General features: G+C 66.2%; 13 protein-coding genes and 1 pseudogene. 5 read left to right on the top strand and 9 right to left on the bottom strand.

The genetic code is table 11. The annotated features are described in order from the left end of the window. The gene (locus tag IF06_RS0114120; protein WP_030271467.1) at window positions 1-3,378 is read left to right on the top strand and encodes a Swt1 family HEPN domain-containing protein; all 3,378 of its coding nucleotides are present in this window, start codon (window positions 1-3) and stop codon (window positions 3,376-3,378) included. A gap of 238 nt (window positions 3,379-3,616) precedes the next feature. Here the strand turns inward: IF06_RS0114120 and IF06_RS33105 are convergent, their stop codons facing one another. From IF06_RS33105 to IF06_RS34315, 6 genes are all read right to left on the bottom strand, one after another. Further along, window positions 3,617-4,732 carry a tyrosine-type recombinase/integrase gene (locus IF06_RS33105; RefSeq protein ID WP_084588813.1) on the bottom strand — a complete coding sequence of 372 codons (1,116 nt, stop codon included), beginning with the start codon at window positions 4,730-4,732 and terminating at the stop codon, window positions 3,617-3,619. Window positions 4,733-5,373: 641 nt separating this feature from the next. Then, window positions 5,374-7,026, bottom strand: coding sequence for a nitric oxide synthase oxygenase (locus IF06_RS33100; RefSeq protein ID WP_198039660.1), 1,653 nt, complete (start codon window positions 7,024-7,026; stop codon window positions 5,374-5,376). A gap of 39 nt (window positions 7,027-7,065) precedes the next feature. Further along, window positions 7,066-8,295, bottom strand: coding sequence for a tryptophan 2,3-dioxygenase family protein (locus IF06_RS0114105; RefSeq protein ID WP_030271465.1), 1,230 nt, complete (start codon window positions 8,293-8,295; stop codon window positions 7,066-7,068). Beyond that, window positions 8,292-9,449 (bottom strand): aminotransferase class V-fold PLP-dependent enzyme, encoded by a 1,158-nt coding sequence (locus tag IF06_RS0114100; RefSeq protein WP_030271463.1) that lies wholly within the window; start codon window positions 9,447-9,449, stop codon window positions 8,292-8,294. The genes IF06_RS0114105 and IF06_RS0114100 overlap by 4 nt, the downstream gene beginning before the upstream one ends. After that, window positions 9,446-10,168 (bottom strand): tryptophan 2,3-dioxygenase family protein, encoded by a 723-nt coding sequence (locus IF06_RS0114095; RefSeq protein WP_030271461.1) that lies wholly within the window; start codon window positions 10,166-10,168, stop codon window positions 9,446-9,448. Before IF06_RS0114095 ends, IF06_RS0114100 begins: the two co-directional genes overlap by 4 nt. A gap of 87 nt (window positions 10,169-10,255) precedes the next feature. Beyond that, complete coding sequence (locus tag IF06_RS34315) at window positions 10,256-10,813, bottom strand: hypothetical protein (RefSeq protein ID WP_232236683.1); 558 nt, start codon at window positions 10,811-10,813, stop codon at window positions 10,256-10,258. A gap of 1,191 nt (window positions 10,814-12,004) precedes the next feature. Between IF06_RS34315 and IF06_RS0114085 the strand changes: the two genes are divergently transcribed. Both IF06_RS0114085 and IF06_RS0114080 read left to right on the top strand, forming a co-directional pair. Further along, window positions 12,005-12,613 (top strand): hypothetical protein, encoded by a 609-nt coding sequence (locus IF06_RS0114085; RefSeq protein WP_030271458.1) that lies wholly within the window; start codon window positions 12,005-12,007, stop codon window positions 12,611-12,613. 233 nt (window positions 12,614-12,846) lie between these two features. Continuing rightward, the gene (locus IF06_RS0114080; RefSeq protein WP_030271456.1) at window positions 12,847-13,575 is read left to right on the top strand and encodes a hypothetical protein; all 729 of its coding nucleotides are present in this window, start codon (window positions 12,847-12,849) and stop codon (window positions 13,573-13,575) included. A 191-nt stretch (window positions 13,576-13,766) separates the two neighbouring features. On the opposite strand, the gene IF06_RS0114075 is transcribed toward IF06_RS0114080, so the two are convergent. Both IF06_RS0114075 and IF06_RS0114070 read right to left on the bottom strand, forming a co-directional pair. Then, window positions 13,767-14,360: a hypothetical protein gene (locus IF06_RS0114075; protein ID WP_157551492.1), complete on the bottom strand. Its 594-nt coding sequence runs from the start codon at window positions 14,358-14,360 to the stop codon at window positions 13,767-13,769. Next, window positions 14,357-15,868 (bottom strand): reverse transcriptase domain-containing protein, encoded by a 1,512-nt coding sequence (locus tag IF06_RS0114070; protein ID WP_084588811.1) that lies wholly within the window; start codon window positions 15,866-15,868, stop codon window positions 14,357-14,359. The genes IF06_RS0114075 and IF06_RS0114070 overlap by 4 nt, the downstream gene beginning before the upstream one ends. A gap of 449 nt (window positions 15,869-16,317) precedes the next feature. Here IF06_RS0114070 and IF06_RS0114065 point away from each other — a divergent pair, with 449 nt between their 5' ends. Continuing rightward, window positions 16,318-16,515: a hypothetical protein gene (locus IF06_RS0114065; protein WP_030271453.1), complete on the top strand. Its 198-nt coding sequence runs from the start codon at window positions 16,318-16,320 to the stop codon at window positions 16,513-16,515. A 54-nt stretch (window positions 16,516-16,569) separates the two neighbouring features. After that, window positions 16,570-16,835: pseudogene (locus IF06_RS0114060) on the top strand (hypothetical protein). Between the two features lie 761 nt (window positions 16,836-17,596). Here the strand turns inward: IF06_RS0114060 and IF06_RS0114055 are convergent. Continuing rightward, entirely contained in the window at window positions 17,597-18,430 is an 834-nt protein-coding gene (locus IF06_RS0114055) for an SAM-dependent methyltransferase (RefSeq protein WP_030271449.1), read from the bottom strand. Between the last annotated feature and the right edge of the window lie 195 nt (window positions 18,431-18,625).

Here is an 18,625-nt window from a genome sequence, read left to right as displayed (position 1 = left end):
ATGGCGATCTCGAACCGCGACCGCATCGGCCAGATGTTCGACGCGCTGTCTCCGGCACTAAACGAGTTCATCACGAGAGTCGTGTCCCCCCAGCTGCCGCAAGGCCACGACTGGACACAGCTGGTCGCGCTCAAGGACTCCAAGAACGGGGTCTCCGGCAAGGCCTACTCCACCACCGACCCACAGCTCCAGCTGCGCATGCTGACCGAGAACATCCCCCACCAGGTCAAGCCCGGCTGGTTCCCGTTCGACGGCCAGCTGTCAAAACTTCAGCAGTCCTACGCCAGCGAGTTACGCGACGTGCGCAACGGCTGGGCGCACGGGGCCTCGTTCAGCAACGACGACGCCTACCGGGCGCTCGACACCGCGGAACGGCTGTTGTCGGGCATCGGTGCCTCCGAGGCGGCCGCAGAAGTCGCCAAGATCCGGCTGAACCTGCGCCGGGTGACAGCGGAGAAGGACGACCGCCGTACGCTCAAGGCGGCCGCCGAGACGGCCGATTCGACCGGGCTTCGGCCGTGGCGTGAGGTGCTGCGGCCGCATGACGACGTAGCGACCGGCAACTTCCAGGCTTCCGAGTTCGCAGCCGACCTCTTCAAGGTTGCGCAAGGGCAGGCCGGCAACGACTACGCGGACCCGGTCCAGTTCTTCTCTCGTACCTACCTGACGGAGGGTCTGCGCGACCTGGTCGACCGCGCGGTCCGGAGGATGACCGGAGACGACAACGCGTCGCCGGTTATCAACCTGCAGACCAACTTCGGTGGCGGCAAGACCCACTCGATGCTGGCGCTGTGGCACCTGGCCGGCGGCACGCCGCTCGGCTCCTTCCCGCAGGACACCCAGGACCTGCTGGGGCCGCTGGGCTACGACACGATCAAGGACGGCCATCGGGTCGCCATCGTCGGCAATCACTTCGCGCCCACTGGCGAAACCAAGCCGGACGGCACCCTGGTGAGAACCGTGTGGGGAGAGCTCGCCTGGCAGCTCGGCGGCGCTGAGGCGTACGTGATGGTTGCCGACGCCGACCGAGCCGGCACCAACCCCGGCCGGGCGCTGCATGACCTGCTCGCGGCGTACTCACCTGCGGTGATCCTGATTGACGAGTGGGTGGCCTATGCCCGGCAGTTGCCGGACCATCCCGAGGAGGCGACTGCCGCCGGCATCACTGGCGGCACCTTCGACACTCAGTTCACCTTTGCCCAGTCCCTGACCGAGGCGGCCAAGGCAACCAGCGGAGTGCTGCTGGCGATCTCGATCCCCGCGTCCGAGACGGGGAAGGACCCCAACGAGGTTGTCGCCGGTAACGCCGAGGAGGTCGGCGGACGCCGTGGCCTCGAAGCGCTGCAGCGGCTCCAGAACGTCGTCCGCCGCGTCGCCGACCAATGGCGCCCCGCTTCCTCCGACGAGGCCTACCACATCGTCCGGCAACGGCTCTTCGTCGCCCCGGACGCCGCCGCGCTGGCCTCGATCGGTGCCACGGCACGAGCGTTCGTGGAGTTCTACCGCAAACACAGCGACGAGTTTCCCCGCGAAGCGCGGGACGGTACGTACGAGGACCGGATCAAGCGGACCTACCCGATACACCCAGAGCTGTTCGACCGGCTCTACGAGGACTGGTCGAGCCTCGAGCGCTTCCAACGGACGCGCGGCGTGCTCCGCCTAATGAACACCGTCATCCACGCGCTGTGGGTCGGGGAAGACAACGGTCCGCTGATCATGCCTGGGTCGATCCCGCTGGCGACGTCCGCGGTCAACTCAGAGCTCACGCAGTATCTGCAGGACTCGTGGAAGGCGATCATCGACGCTGACGTCGACGGTCCAAACTCGGAGCCAACCAAGATCGACAACGAGAAGCCGCTGCTCCAGACGCGCCGGGTCACCAAGCGGCTGGCCCGCGCCATCTTCTTCGGCGCCGCTCCGACCATCGGCTCGGCGCACAAGGGGCTGGAACGTCAGCGCGTCTTTCTCGGCACCGCGATCCCCGGTGACATCCCGGGCAACTTCCACTCCGCGCTCGCAGCACTCGGCGACCGGGCGACCTACTTCTACTCAGGGTCGGGGAAGTACTGGTACGACCTCCAGGCCAACATCACCCGCCGAGCCAAGGACCAGGCCGAACGGCTGCACGTCGAAGAGGTATGGGCCGAGGTGCGCCGGCGGCTCGCCGACCAGGCACAGCGGCGCGGTGACTTCGCCGGTGTGCACATCTGCCCCGAGGACAACGGCGACATCCCCGACACCGATGAGGCACGGCTGGTCATCCTGCATCCCAAGGTCACCCACAAGAAGGGAGACCAGGAGTCCAGCGCCATGAAGTTCGCGCGGTCCGCGACCGACCACCGTGGCACCGCCCACCGGGTGCACCGCAACATGCTGGTCTTCCTCGCGGTCGACGTGAACCGCATGGAGGAGTTGGAATCGGCGGTACGGGACTACCTCGGGTGGTCGCACGTGCTGGACAATGCCGTCGACCTCGACCTGACCAAGAACCAGCAGAACCAGGCGACGGACAAGAAGCGGCAGGCACACGAAACCGTGGAGTCCCGCCTGCTGGGTGCCTACCAGTGGGCGCTTGTGCCGGAGGCTCCCGACCCGGGGTCACCGTTCGTAATCACGGCCACCAAGGCGGAGGGACATTCGACGTCGCTGGCGGAGCGTGTCTCGAAGCGACTCGGCGCCGATGGCGCGTTAGCCACCCAGCAGGCCGCCGCGGCAGTCTCGCTCTGGCTCAACCGCCTTCCGAAGCTGTGGGAGAACGGTCACGTCAGGGTCGGCGATTTGTGGCGCCAGTACACGACGTACCCCTACATGCCACGGCTGCGGGACAGGTCGGTGCTGGCCCGCGGGGTTTCGGACCAGCCGCTGTTGTGGCAGCAGGAGGGCTTCGCCACTGCCCTCTCCTTCGACGGAGACCGCTACGAGGGACTCAAGCTGCCCTCGGAGGGAGACTTCGGTCAGGTCACCGATGCGATGCTCCTGGTCAAGCCCGAGGTTGCGCTCGCGCAGCGGCAGCGAGAGAAGGCACCTGAACCTGGGCCTGAGCCCGAGCCTGGCCCCGAGCCGGGTTCGACGGCTGATCCTGGTTCCGCGCCCGGTCCCAGGGCCGGTACTGGCCCGACGCCAGTACCGAAGCCACGCAAGGTCGACTACTTCTTCGGAAGCAAGACCCTCGACTCGACTCACTACGCACTGGACTTCAAGAAGCTGATGGACGAGGTGATCCAGCACCTGACCGCCTCGCCCGGGGTCAATCTGAAGGTCCGCGTCGAGATTGAGGCCGAAGCCCTTCATGGCTTCTCGGAGTTTCAAGTCCGCACGATCTCGGAGAACAGCAACGCCCTGAAGTTCGAACAAGCCGGTTTCGAGGAACAGCACTGACGGTCGGACCTACTCCCGGTATGCCCGTCGGCAGCAGCTGCTGCCGACGGGCAGAGCCTCGTCCGGATCACGCTGGCCCTATCGCACGCCTCAGTCACCGCTGCCTCCGTAGGCTTGACCCGTTTAGGCCGACAGGGTCGATGTGTTGATCTCACGCTACCCTGCTGCCGGGTACCGGGCTGTGGCCGGTGGTTCGTAGGCGACGGGGTTGAGGTAGCCGAGGCTGACCGGCCGTGATTTAACAGAAGTCGATGATCTCCCCCCGGCTCGCCGGCGGCGCTCCGAGAGGTTTTGGATTCACCGAAGCACCCGGAGCTTGTTCCTCAGCAAGAAGCGGATGCGGCTCGCCCGCAAGGGCAGACAGTGCCCGAGCAATATCGTAAATATCTGCCTTGACGTACGTACTTGTCACACCGGCGTCCGAACGGCCGGTATGGCCGGCATACGCTCGGGCGATGGCGTATCCGAAATTCCGTTCAACCCAGGTCAACGTGGTATGCCGTAGCCAATGTGCCGATATCTGCTGGGCTTGGATCCAAGGCAGGCGACGCCCCAATCGCTGCCAGAGGTAATCATAGCGACGGCTCGTCAATGGAGCGCCCGACCGGTATCTGAGTAGTTGGGTACTGCCACCAGCCTTCCCACGCTCTTCATAATGCCGGACAAGCATACGCAGCATGGAAGGGGAGACGGGCTGCCAGCGAACTGTTCCGCCCTTTTCGGTGAGCCGAATGCAGCAATTGTCGAGGTCCAGGTCCGCTCGGTCCAGGCCCAGTGCTCCACCACGCCGGCAGGCTGTTTCGATGTGAAGTCGCAGGATGAGGGAGTCTAGGTGCGGGTCATTTCCTGTACGCCCTGCGAGTTCCACTATCCGAGCAAGCTGACGCTCTGTTAGAGCGTGTCGATTACTAGGCAGTCTTCTGGGCTTTGCCACCCGTCGAGCTGGATCTTCCGCCTCGGCAATCAAGCCGTCGGCAACCGCGAATGCATAGAGGCAGCGGAGGGCAGAGACCGTGTGCTCAGCCGCCGAGCGGCCACCGCGCGAGTTGCTACGCACGACTGCACTCGCGCGGATCTGCTCGACAAGCGCCGAGATTTCGGAGGGTGTTGGGTCGTTCAGCTTGCGCTCACCCCAGCACTGCTCGATTCGCTTCCAGTAGCTTTCGTAAAGTCGGCGGGAGCCTGGAGCAACGGCCACCGATACGCGCTGGATGTAGTCACGAAAGGTAGGGATTCCCGGCGGTGCGCCGATTGCTGACGGTCCACCCAACCCTTCATTGGGAATCCGCGCCAGAATCGACCGCAAAGCGGCTACCTCTTGGTTGGTTAATCCATTCGGCAACGGGCCGGTCATGTAACACCACCTGAGTCACTGTCCATGAAAGCTGCGAGCGCAGACTCCACAAGGCCCATGGTGCAAAGGATGACCAATCCTTCTTTCCTCCGCACCACCACTAAGAGTCGTACGCCCGCGGACAGCTCGGCCAAATGTCTGATGGAAGAGAGTATGCGGAGGTGCCCTTGTGCTGTAACAAGACATGTCCCGTCCTCGCCACGCTGGATTGTTATGAAGCCCTCCCCCACTTTGCCGTTCAGCGAGTCGTCCGGGCTCCACCCCATTGCGCGAACCGGGGCTCGATCGGCAAGCCGCCCTCGCGCGTCCATGACAGTGAGGCAGTATTGCCAATGGCAACCTTTCGGGGACCTACGTCTCTGAGGGGCCGGGAGACCGATAGCTGACAGCAATGATGTTGGCGCCTTGGCCGGTCGCCTCGCGCCCTCGCTACCTCCGGATGCCGCATTCGCAAACGCCATCGACCCGACTCCCCGCACATCTAGTTCACAGGATCTGGTTCTCGGCGACCGCAGCCGCCAAACTGCCGATTCCGAGGAGGCCACATTCGCTAGGCATCCTAGGATGTAGGTGACCTGCGGTGAGCGACTACTCGCGGTACGGGAGCTTGGGGCCCGCGCAACCGCGGGCCCCAAGCTCGGTCACCAGTCGCCGACGGCCCTGAATCCGTAGTACTTGCCCATGTCGATGCGGACCCAGACGTAGAACTTGGTGCCGTCCTTGACGTTGGTGGCGAGGTTGCGCCATTGGCCGACGGGCACGTAGGTCCAGTAGTTGCAGCCGGAGCGTCCGTAGAAGTTGACGCAGGCGTAGAAGGGGCCGAAGTCAACGCCGTCGCCGGTGTTGCGAACCTGGATGTCGCGGCACTGGCTGGTGGTGCGGTAGTAGCTGGGGTACTTGGGGTAGCTGATGACTTCGACGCCGTCGTACTGCATAAAGTAGTCGGCGGCCCCGAATTTCGCGCTGTACGGTGCGGCGCGGCAGCCTGCGGCCTGGGCGGGCCCGCCGGAGACTCCGACGAGACCGGCGGTGACGGCTGCCAGAGTGACAGCTGCCGCGGCCAGGCGGGTCAGTCGCCGGTGTGCCTTGACGGGTGTGCGTGTGGACACGTGTCCTCCCTTGCGTGGTTGGGTGTGGCGGCAGCGGCCGGGGGGGACGTCGGCGCGCTGACGCGGTGAGGGTTCGTGGCCGGGCTTGGGGTGGCCGGCGGTGAGGGCGAGGCAGTACGGGTCCCGAAGAAGAGCCGGGGTGGGCTGGCCGGGGTGGTAGTAGCGGCTCCAGGAAGGGTCCTGGGGAGTCATCGGGTAGGAGTTGAGCCAGCTCCAGTCACCGACCACGACGCGGTCGGCTGCTTCCTCGTGCTGCGCGAAGCGGGCGAAGGCCCGGCTTTCGCGGTGGTGGTCGGTGATGGACACGCCGGCGGCTTCGAAGCTGTACAGCACGGCTTCGTGCAGGGTGAGCAGGGCTTTGTCGGTGCGCAGCCGGTCGCGGTCGTCGAGGCGCAGGCCGGTGATGATGGCGGGGAGTTGGTGGTAACGGTGTTCGTCGGCGAGGTTGCGGGTGGCGATCTCGGATGCCATGAAGGTGCCGCTGAACGGGGCGGGGAACCACAGGCCGCCGAAGGTGAGCGTCATGTTGCTGATGACGGGTACCGCTGGCCAGCGCAGTCCGAGATCGGTAATCCACGGGTGATTGGGATGCTGGATCGGCACCTCGAGGATGTGCATCGGGTCGGTCGGCAGGAGGTGCAGTACCCCGTCGGCGGTGGCGGCGATCCAGGGCAGGAGGTCGAACGGGCCGCGCCGAGTGGGTCCTGACCAGCCGAGGTCGGTGGCCAGGCGGGTCAGGGCCAGGTTGGCGGGGTCACCGAGGACGCCTTCTCTGCTGGGCCAGGCCGCGTAGCGGGCCAACTGCGGGCTGATGATGCGCACCGGGGGTGGGCCCGCGTTTGTGGCGGGTGCCAGGACGGTGATGACGGAGCGGATCCGTCCGCCGTTGGTGGCCTCGTCGAGGTGAGCGGCCAGTTCTCGGCCCACATCGTGCAGGGTGGTGATGTGGCGGCGGTCGCGAACGATGAGGCTGGGCCAGCGCAGTCGGCCGATGCAGCGGCCGGAGTTGCGCCAGGCCACCCGCGCCGCGTAGGCCAGCTCGTCATAGGTCGGCCGCCACGTCCCGTTCGCGCGGATTTGGGCGCGCACCTCTCGCCATCGGCGCGCGAGGCCGGGTATCCCTAACTCGTTGTGCCGTTGGCGGAGGAAGGCGTGGGCTTGGGTTGGCAGCTGATCGTGGGGCATGTCCGCCCGTCGGCGCGCGGTCGATGGCGCAGTCATCGGTCACCGCTTCTCAGGATCGTGGGCGTCGCGGCTGCGGAAGACGTGTTGGTCGCGGCCGTGGAGGAGGTAAGGCGTTCCGGGCGTGGCGCCGGTGCCTGGTCGTTCGGTACCGAGCATTCGCACCGCGAGGCGGTAGTGGGTGCGCCGCCACTGGTGCACGGCGGCAGCGAACTGCCGCATCCCGTCGGCCAGAATGGGCGTTTGCGCGAGAGCCGGATGGTCAGCGCGGATGGCGTCCAGGGCGCCGTCGAGACTGCCCTGTCCGTTGCTCACGCGGGAGTAAACGTCGGGCACAGACAGGTACGCCACCGAGTGCAGACGCTCCGGGTCGGGTGTGCGGCACAGCGATTCGACCAGCTTGTAGGCGCGGGACTGGATGGCGCTTGCCCCGTCGGTGTAGACGCGGAAAGCGTGGAACGCCTCCGGTTGCATGGTGGCCAGCAGCGACCACAGCGGTGCGGTCTCGCGCAGGAGCGACGCCGCGAAGGACAGGCGCGTGCCGGCTGCGGGCAGACGTTCTTCGTCCACGGCGGTGATGGCCGCGGTGAGGTCCACGGCGAGCAGGGCGAGGGTGGACTCAAAGGCTTGCAGGACCCGGATAAACAGGTACTCGTCGTGGACGCGCTCGACCGGCAGCATCGTGGTCCGCAGCATCAGCCGGTCAGCTGCGGTGCGGTCGATTGCGGTCAGCGCGGTCAGGTGGGGGGCCAGCGCCATCGGATCGTCGGCGGCAGGGAGGGCGAAGCTGAGCCGGCGCAGTGCGGGAGCAGCGGCGCGCACCGCGTGTCGTACCCGTTTCCTCACCACCATCACGTCGGGACGCATCTTGGGCAGCGGCGCCTCGGTGCTGTCGAGGGCGCGAAGCTCGAAGGAGATGAGGTCGGTCAGGAGCAAGGTGTGCAGGTGGTCGCGGCGGGCCAGCAGCTGGTCTGCCGGTTCGGCGTTGCCGTCGGGGTCGGGTATGGGTAGGAGGGGTAGGGCGAGGTAGGTGCGGTAGTCGTACCTGCCGTCGACCTTGTCGAGGGCGACGGCCAGGAAGTCGGCCAGGTATGTGCGCGGCCCGGACACTTCGGGCAGGCGCTCACGGGCCGAGCGCAGCGGCGTGGTCCATGCCTGGGGGATGAAGTGCTTGCCGTAGTAGAGGTAGGCGTCGACGACAGTGTCGTAGGGGAAGCGGTGTGTGGTGGGCCTGGGGTGGGCCAGCCAGCGGTGCAGCGGCTCGGGATTCATCGGGCCGCTCCAGGGCGGGTGTGGCTGCGGCACCGGTACGCGGCGATCGCCTCGCATGCGGCGTCGATGTCGTCGTTCGTGGTGTAGGCGTGCATAGCGAGGCGCAGGACACCGCTGCGGGCCGCGGCGATGACGCCGTGGTGCCCGAGCCAGGCGGCCATCGCCTCCGCGTGTGGCTCGACGAGCGCCAGGTGGGCGCCTTGCGCGTCGACGTTGGTGGCCAGGCGCACGAGTTCGCCCTGGGCGGCCAGCCGCTGCGCGGCCGCGGCGATCAGCCGCTGGGTGTGGTGGCGTACCTGCCGCAGGTCGAGGTCACCGATCAGGGACAGGCCGGCGACGGCGGCGTAGACGGCGGCTGCGGCGGGGGTGCCGGTCTCGTAGCGGCGGGCGTTCGGGGGCGAGTCCAGGACGGTGGTGTGGAAGGCGTGGGGGTCGGTGCGGCCGAGCCAGCCGGTGAGCGCCGGCGGCGGACCGTCCGGATGTCGGACGTAGAGGAACGCCAGGCCGGGTAGTCCGAGCAGATATTTGCCGGTGCCGGTGACGAGGTAGTCGCAGCGCAGGACGTCGACGTCGAGGGGGATGACGCCGGCGGCCTGGTAGGCGTCGACGAACACGGCCGCGCCGGCGTCGTGCGCGGCATCGGCGATGCGGGCCACGTCGAGGCGAATGGCGTCGCGGTAGGTGACGGCGGGCACCGACACCAGCGCGGTACGGGGTGTGATCGCCGACAGGTAGTCGCCGGTGTGCACCGCCCCATCGGGGGTGCCACACCAGCGCACCCGCGCTCCGGGTTGGGCCATCCAGGTATGCGCGATCCCCGGGAACTCGGCTGGGGTGGTGAGGATTTCCCGGCGTCGTCGCCACCGGCGGCCGGCTGCCGCCTGGTGCGCGGCGATGCTGGCGTTGGGCAGGATCGCGACCTGGTCGGCGTCGGCGCCGATGAGTCGTGCGAACAGCTGGCGGGCCTGGGCGACCTGCTCTTCGCATGCTTGCCAGAAGCCGGGCCGAGAGAGGTCGTTGAGCATCCGGGCGACGGCCTGTTCCAGGTCGAGGGTGCGGGGGGCGATGCTGCACGCCGCCAGGTGGGCGCTGCCGGATGGCGTGGCCAACCGCTGCCGGAGCAATGCGGGCCGGGCCAGTGCCGCGGCGCTCACGGCTGTACCTGCCGGGGACAGGCCACGCGCGAGAACGCTTCGGTGAGTTCGCTGCGGGCTTCCCACAGCGTCGGGAACCGGCGGTGGGCGATGAGCTTGGTGAGGCTGTCGACCGGGGTGTGGCGGGTGCCGAGCACGCCCTGACCGATGACGTGGGTGGCGACGCTGTAGTGCTCGGTGCGCCACAGGGCGATCCGCTCGTCCAGCTCCACCAGCGCTTCGGCGAGCCGGTACAGCGGGTCCGACGGCTGCCCCCGGTACAGGTCGGCCGGGGTGATGCGAAGCGAGGACAGCAGCCGGGCGAACGCGATGTCCAGCTCGGTAGTGGCTGAGCGGAGCAGTCGCCAGCCGGGACTTTCGAATCCCGACCCGTTGCCGAGCGCGGTGCGGATGACGGCGAATTCCTTCGGCGGCAGTGACCGCAGGATCCGCAGATGCTCGGTGATCAGCCGCAAGGCTTCCGCGGCCCGACGGAGGATGAGTTCGGCCGCGGATGGTTGATCTGCGGTCATGTGCGCGAGCGCCCTGGCGAGATGCGAGCGGGTGAGCTTGAGCCACAGTTCGCTGCTCTGGTGCACGACTTGGAACAGCAGTTCGTCAGGGTGTACCCACTCCCCCGGTCCCTTCTGCAGGGACAGCAGGTCGTCGGTGCGCATGTAGCGGGCGTAGTCGGTGTCGCCCGCTCCTGGTAACACAGCGGGTAAAGGTGTCGTCGGCACAGGAAGTCTCCAAGGACGGTCGGACCGATGCGCAGGCGAGGCGTTGTCGGTATCGGCGTTCCGGCGGATCACGTCTCGGCAGCCTGGTCAGGTGCGCAGGGTGGCCAGGGTTGAGGTCGCTACAGCCGTCAGCCGGGCAGGCAGGTCGCCGGGCAGCGCAGCCCCGAGGCGCAGCGGTGCGGCCGCGATCGTCAGGTACAGGTTCGCGTCGTAGGCGACCACGTTGAAGCCGGTCGACTCGTCCGTGTAGGTGTAGGCGGCGGCGCCGACGCCGGGCAGATCGGTGACCGGACCGCTGCCCTGCTGCGCCTGCCGCATGCCCTCATACATCAGGCGGGCCGAGTCGGGTTCCACGATGTCGACGTGCACCGTCATCACGACACCGTTGGGTAGGCGCCCCACCGTGGCGGTGCACGCCAGGTTGGCGGTGCTGCCGCTCGTGCGGGAGGTGTCCTGGCGGCTCCCTACCGGCCCGATGATGTCGGCGACGGCGCGGAGGTCCAGCTTGGGGCATAGCGCGTCAATCGGGCGATAGAGGGTCGCGGTCGAGGGTGGCACGGCTGACATCGCCGAGGCGGTGGAGGTCGCGCCGGAAGCCGGCGAAGACTCAGCGGCGCCGGTACAGCCGGACAGTGCCAGCGCCACCGCGGCGAGGCCACACATTACGGCCGCAGCGCGAAGCGTCAAGCCATAGGGAATCGCCCGCCGGCGACTACGCGACTGACAGCCGAAGGAAAATGACGACGAAGTCATTTGGCGCACCTATCCGGGGTGCGAGCTAGCAGCCCGCACGGATGATGTCGCGGGCTCCCGGCGCAGACCCGCTCCCCGTTGTGAGGTCTGCGCCAACAACGCGATCAATTCAGCACACGCCCAACCGGAGTGTCTACGTTTCCGGCCACCACTAGTCGCTTTCACCAGTCCAGCCTCCGCGCCATCTAGACACGGCTGAGCTGGGAGTATGTCCACCGGAATACAATCCTCCAGCGCGCATCGCGCTGGTAGCTGACACAGCAGGAAGCTACGGTTCCTCCCGTACGGCACGACGGAGCGTGGCGCCTTCCGTCAAGGCCGAATTCAACAACTTCGAAGGGGGAGGAAATCACTCGTGCATTTTGGATCGATTAGAACGTGGAACGCGCTGGCAATATCGGCGGCCGGCGCAGCTGTTGGCCTGATGGTCGCAGCCTCACCCGCACTCGCCGATGCCACTCCCACTCCGGACGCGGCTGCGACGAGGGCCGCGACCGCGGAGGCGACCAGCGCCGACGCGAACTCGCCCGTGCCGGATCCCACCGCGACGCCGGAGCCCGATCCCACCGGCCCGGGGCCGGATCCGGAACCCACCACACCTCCCGGCCCTGAGCCCCCCACGCCACCGCTCCCTGAACCGAGCAAATCGCCGGCGGCCCGGCCTCCGCTCAAGCCCTCGCGGCCGTCCAACAGCGTCTCGAACACGTCGACGCCGACGTCCGACGCCGCGGTCGTCGCTGGCGGTGCCGATCAAGGACCATGGCTGCCCGTGACCGGGGCGCGCGTCGCAACGATCACGGCGGTCGGATCCGGTGCGGTCCTCATCGGCGTCGGTCTGGTCGTTGCTGGCCGTCGACGCAAGATCGGCTGACGCTTACGACACAGGCAGGGAGGGCAACTGTGACGAGGCAGCGCCCCGACCAGGCGATCTGGCCCATCGGCCACGGCGACGTGCCGGCGAGGGCGCCTGGCCGGGCGCCTGCCGTCACTCCCGTACACCCTGCAGGCGGCGTCTCCACTCCAGCCCACGCCGCCATCCCGCACAGTGATCGACCAAGGACCAGCCGCGCCCGGCTTGTGGCCATGATCCTCGCGGTGCTCCTTGCCGGTGCCGGGCTCGGCACCGGTTTCGCGAGCTGGTTTGCACCCACATCCTCGGAGATCCCAAGGGAGCGCCCCACAGGCGATGCCGAAGGGCCGTTCGCCGAGCGTCAGGCCAGCGTCAATCGCAGCCACATCCCGACGAAGCAGCTGGCCGAGTTCGCCGCGCCCTGGCTCGCCCGCATGGGCGACTGCACCGGCGACACCCAAAGTGGAGGACCCGAGCGCGGCGACGGCGAGCTGACGCGTACCCGATGCACCGCCGGGATCGTCACCGTCTACTGGATCTCATATCGCAGCATTGCCGATCGGGATACAGCCCACGCTCGATACGCAGCCCAGGCGGAGCAGTCACAACATCTGGCTCCCGGCATGCTGCAACCCAGCCCGACGCCCGCCGAACACCGTCCGCAGCTTCACGTCGAGTACGCCTACCAAGTGCCCGCCGGAGAGCACGCCGGACAGACGGTGGCCGCGCTGTGGTGGAGCGACCCCGCGCAGCCTGTCGCCGGCGTCCTGACCGCCTACTGGGAAGAGGGCCTCGGCTCCTCCTGGGCGCCCCTGCGCGACCTGTGGCGTCACACTTCCTGAACCTCTCGATGACCGCGAGGTCCCTCGGGTGGCTGGGCGGACGGGATGGGCTCCAGGGGGGGCCATAACAGGCCCCGGCACGGGCCGGCCTCGCCGAGAGCCAAGTAACGGTCCGTGAGGGCCAAGGCTGCTGGTACTGCGCGTGGCAGTGCGCGGATCTGGCCGAGTTGAGTGCATGGGTTCGCCCGAACAATGGCGTTGCGTCCACTTGGCGACGCCGATATTTTGCCGGCGTGGAGATCGTGACTCGCACCGATCGGCCCGACCTGCACGAGGCGGCGGCCGTCGTGTTCCGAGAACGCTGGCCAGAGTTCATTTTCCACGACGACGTGCCGAAGAGATACATGGGCCGGGTCGAGGAGTATTTCGCGCGATATGACGTCGTGGTGCTCGATGAGGGCTCTGTCGTCGCCGGTGGATGGGGAGTGCCGATGGCCTGGGATGGCACCGTCGACGACCTGCCGTCCGGCTACGACGACGCGTTGATACGTGCGGTGGAAGGCCGCGAAGCGGGAATCGAGCCCACAAGCCTGAGCTTCATGGCGGTCGCCGTGGGCTCATCGCATGACAAGCGCGGCATGGCCGGTGTCGTGCTTGAGGAGTTGGCGCGACGAGCGCACAGCGACGGCCTCGCGCATGTGGTCGCTCCGCTTCGACCGACGTGGAAGCACCGGTACCCGATGGTGTCGATGGCCGAGTACGCCGGGTGGACCCGCCCGGACGGACTCTCTATGGATCCGTGGATCCGCACCCACCAACGCATGGGAGGCCGCGTGCTCTGTCCAGCTCAGAGGTCGATGGTGATTGAAGGAAGCGTCGCTGATTGGGAGAGCTGGGCGGACATGGTGTTTCCGGTCACCCGGGAGTATGTGGTCCCCGGTGCACTCAACCTCGTGCTGATCGATCGAGAACGGGACCGCGGCGTATATGTCGAGGAAAACCTGTGGGTTCAGCACAGCTGAACTCGGCGTCATACCGCAACGCGACTGCCTGCGCCCGACAGTCAACGGGCGCTGACCACACGCAATAGGTAGCCGCGATCCGCTCGACCATGCCGAGATTAGTGCATCCTTCGCTTCTGCCGGAGTCGGCCAGAAGTCGGGTCTCGATGCGAACATGCGACGTCTGCACCTGTGTCGATATTGCGATTCCGTTAAGCGCCTGCCTCTTCGTCCAGCCACGTGATGTAGTCAATGGTAAGCTTGGATAGAATCACCAGACTCTGCTCCGAAATAATCACTCTGCGGTCTTGAATTCGCACGCCTATCAAACTCAGCTGACTGCCTAAGCGCGAATTCTCCATCTCCTTATTGGTAATGCGACCCAGGCCGTGAGCTACGATGTTCCGCACACGCTTAGCGGCATTGAGCTCGGTATTCCTATCGAACTCATCCAACTTGATTCCATGTAGTCTGTTGAAGAACTCGCTGCGCCGAGGCCAGCTTGACGACGACGCAAGTTCAGCCGTTGCCATAAGCTTGGCGATCAGCTCATCGTAGGTGGGTAAGCGTTCGCCGAGGAGTTCTGACATGAGGACGTCAGTATAGATCTCGGCGATGCTAACCAAGCGGAGATAATGTGCTTGCTTCAGTGCATCGGCCAGATCTTCGCTACCGAAGACCGAGGTCGCGCGGACGATCCTGCCAACCGGAACACGGACTATGGCGGATTGTATGTCGGCAGACGTAAGGCGTATTAGGCGAATCGCCGCCTCAGTTGAGCCGCGCTGAACGTGACGGTCTGTCATCCGAGTAGCCAGGTGTTGAACTTCGACTCGTTCTTGGCAGCATCTATGATCTTGCGCGATCTGGCGTCCGCATTAGGGGCTAAGTCACCCAGAGCTGCAAGGTGCCACGCGGCAAGACAGGTCGGCGAATCGCGCATCGACATCTCGATTTCTTCAGCGCCTATGCGAGCACTGCTGGCCAAGGCTGCCACCGCCTGCGCTCGTACCGCGTACGACCGATCGGAAGAAGCCAGCCCTCGAGCCCACGCCAAACGCCGCTCCGACTTGCCGGCTGACGTGGGCGAAAGGGCGCCGAGTTGGTGGATTGCTTGAATGAACCAGAGTTTCTGCCATTCATTGAGGGAAACCTCGTCGATGATTATATCGAGGACGGCAAGCACTTCAGGACTGTTGTCCAACTCCATTAAGTACTTCGCGACCGCAGGGGTCAACGCGGCGACGTAGCTCACAACGCGCACCACGTCATTGAGTCCGTATTCGTCTTCACGGTAGGCGAGCGCTGCGATTGCGCGTCGCAGTGACCGGACATCTTGGCTGCTTGGCCGCCGGAGATCGATGGGTGAATCGTCGGTGATGCCGGCGCCGTCAAGGATGCCATAGGCCTCGACCGGATCGGGTTGATCCACATCCTCTCCAAAATAGTCAGCTATAGAGTCGATTACTTCTATCTCTTGTGGAATCGGATCGCTGATGGCTAGTCCGGTTGTGTCGCGTAGGTACGTCTCGAATGTCGGCGTCGATGTCTTGTTCTCGCTTATCGTAAGTCCGACTTCCCGGCTGACCGCAGAAATTTCATCGATGGCCGTCAGTGCGGCTGGATAGTTGCAGGCCGCAATGCGGAAGTCGTCATTAAACCGCCATATGGCGGATCCATTTCGGATCATACGGCGCTCGATGATATCTGCATAGCACTCTGCAAGCTGGTGGGAGGCGGTCAGTTGCTGAGGAATTCCGAACCGTCTACCCTGCGTCTCGGCGAGAAGGTCCGTAAGAGCGCTGACTGCCTCGAACTCACCTGCTTGAAGCACCAGTTCGTTGGCTAGAACCTCATGGTCGATGTATTGGTAGAAGGCGGCGATATCGGTCTTGACGATGTACTCGACGTCAGTCCGCCATTGCCTCGTCGCATTCCCTCTAGATTCCAAGATTGAATAGTTGACCGGAGCAAGGATGAATTGCTCGTACTGTTCCCGCGAGCGGTCAACCGTTGCGCGGCCCATGGTGATCAGCTCGACCAATGCTCGGTACACGATTCGGTCAAGCGGGTGCATGATTGCTACTGGCCGCACGCCATGTCCGGCCTTCCTAGCTCCGACAACGACATCTCGGGAGGTCGGATAGCCAGCGCGCAGTTGCGCACTGATCCATGTCTGCACATCTTTCTGATGCCGTACTAGCTTCTCCCAGCCCGGCTCGGTCGGCATCAACTCGCGGCTTTCGTCAGCTTCCATGTGTATGGCTTTTTGCAGCTGCAAACGGCTGATGAGATCTTGCGGCAGGGGTTGCATGAGGACGACTGTAGAACTTCCCTGCCGCTCGTAGCGACCCCGCAGACAACGCCCGGGTCGTCGCCAATCGCCCGCTCGGTGAGCACCGGCGCCGACCACGTTTGGTACCCGAGAGGAGCGCCAGGCAGCCGTGGTGGACCAGTTATGGCGGTCCCGGTGGAGCCCATCTCGTCCGTCATAGCCACTCGAGAAGCTTTTCTCGCGCGCCCACTTGGGCGCACGCGTCGTGGCTTAGTCGAAACCCTGCTGCCTTCCTCACTCGAGGGCCCCGGGGGCCGCGCCCCTCCGATTACGAGCCCGATCCGCCGCCCGAGGCCCATGCCGCGCAACTCCGCGTGCAGGGCCTGCTCTCCGAACCGGGGGTTCCGCCAGCCAGCGCCTCCTGACCTGCGCCGGTTACCCAAGGAATCGGTCGCCGCTTGTCGGTGGGCTGCGTACCGTCGGGTGGCATGAGGGTGCTGCTGCGCGGCGGGCCTGGCGACGGCCAGGTGGTGTCCGCCGTCGGGCAGGCTGTCGTGTGGCGGGCCTGCCTGTACGAGGCGACGCCCGACTTCGCCCGGCGACAGGGATGCGATCTGCGGGTCTACCGGCACCGCCCCGACTGCTGCGAGGCGCGCGGCCGGGGTGCCGAGGATCGCTGCGAATGACCCGTTCGCGGGGAGGCCACACAACACCCGTTCGAACATGCGTACGATCATGTTGTGGATGAGGTAGCACGGCGATGGTGGAACGGTACGTGGGGTCGCCTCGCGCGCCGCGACGTCTGGCTCATCCGACAGACCCGCTGGAAGGTGGTTGCCCGAGCTGGCGACAGCGAGACGGGCAAGGTGCTGCGCTGGGAGTTCGACTCCCCGGAGGAAGCCCTGGAAATGGTCGACCGCCTCCTGCGCGCACCCTCGCCGGGCACATGGCGCGAGCAGACCGCCGGCCGCCAGCAAGATGGCAATGGCACCGCGCAGTGGGGTGAATCGTCCCGGTGACGGGCAGCCGTGTTGGGAAGCGCAAGCAACACCGGAAAGCGCCGGCAGTCGATCTTGGCAGCTTCCCGCTCGGGCCTCCGCCGCGGCTGAGTTGGGCAGCTTCTACGTTGCCAGCCGCAGTGCCCCACCGGCATCCACTCGCGCGAGGTCGTGAACCGCTTGGTACGCGTGCTCCGCGCTCACGATGACCCGACGGCCGGCACCGGGGACCGGCAGGGCTACGTGGTGACAGCTTCCACACCAGGTCCCTGAACGCCACACCCACATCGCCCGCTCCGTCACCGCCCGCGATCCCTGAGCACGGTGCCGGCGGACAGCCGCGAGCAGCCCAGCGGCACCGCCCACAGCGGCCAGAACCGCCGCTGCGAACATACCCGCAGCAGAGTCCTGCGCGGAGGGCGATGGTGTGGCCAGCAGCCCGTAGCTGATGAAGACCACGATTCCCGCACATGCTGCTGCTACTGCCGCTGGCCGCGACGCCGAACGGGGGTGAGCAGGGGGCCGTAGTTTCACAGCCAGAAGGCTCGACGACGCCGTGGCAGTGCGGCTGCGTACAGCGAGCAATCCCCCTGCCAGTGTCGTGGTGGACGTACGCGCCACTCGCGCCCCCGTTGCGCGCACCGCAGGCAGAGCGCGCGCTCCAGCGGAGCCGCAGTGCGGGCAGGTCGCTCCGGTTGCCATAGCCGCCAGTATCGCGAGCGCCTACGACATCCGGCTCCCGATCTTGCGCCCGTCTTGGTCTCATCGGTCAGTTGGTGGCCACGGCGCCCCGCATCGGTGAACGCGCGGGCGTCGCTGCGTAGGGGTCCGGCTCGCTCAACTCGGGTCGCCATTCGCCGAGCGGCACGAGGCCTGGAGCCATGAGCGTGTAGTCGCCGAAGAGCGCGGTGAGCTGCGCGTCGGTGCGGAGGGTGATCTCGGTGGCCGCTTGGGTGCGAAACACACTCTTCGCCGTTGACACGCTCGACTCTTCATATGTGTCCGTAACAGCCGCCGCACTCAGGTGCGAGAGCACCATCGCACTGCCGGGGACAAGCCGGTCACGGATTGGTGCCACGACTTCATCGATTCGATCGTCGGGCACTTGCTGCAGCACCGCGCAGTAGAGCAGCGCGGTGGGCTGGTCGAGGTCGATCACGCTGGCGAGGTCACCCTCGTGGAGGGCATCGAGAACAAGGTCGGGGCGGGTGAAGTCGCCTTCGATGGCCCGGCAGCCCGGGATGCCCATCAGAAGCTCGTTGGACGCGACAACCGCGACGGGGTCGATGTCCACGTACAGCACTCTGCTGGTGGGGTCGACCGCCTGGGCGATCTCGTGCACGTTGCCCTGGGTGGGGATGCCGGAGCCGAGGTCGAGAAACTGTCGAATGCCCGCTTCGGCCAGCACTCGGACCGCGCGCCGCAGAAACAGGCGGTTGGACCAGGCGATGTCGGCCGCGTCGGGAACAGCCTGCAGAAGCTGTCGTGCGGCTTCGCGGTCTGCGGGGAAGTTCTGATCGCCGCCGAGGAGGTAGTCATAGATTCGTGCGACGGTGGCGCGGCCACGGCCGGCGCCGCGTGCATCCTTGTACGTTTCGACCACTGCTTTCTCCCCGTCCCTGCGCACCTGTGATGCCACGCCGTTAGCGCCGTCCGCTGTGGAGGCGGAGCCTAGTCGAACAGGCTCATCTCGGTGGGGCGGAACATGTCAAGGGATTGAGGCCAGCGGGAGTTAAGCGGCCTGCCGTTCTGGTTCGGGTTTGTTGATCCAGACCTGGTTGGGCAGGTCGAGGATCTT

The sequence above is a fragment of the Micromonospora globosa genome, assembly GCF_000717585.1.
Taxonomy (GTDB): Bacteria; Actinomycetota; Actinomycetes; order Mycobacteriales; family Micromonosporaceae; genus Micromonospora; species Micromonospora aurantiaca.
The sequence above is the reverse complement of the archived record's forward strand: the minus strand, read 5'-3'. Positions and strand labels throughout refer to the sequence as shown.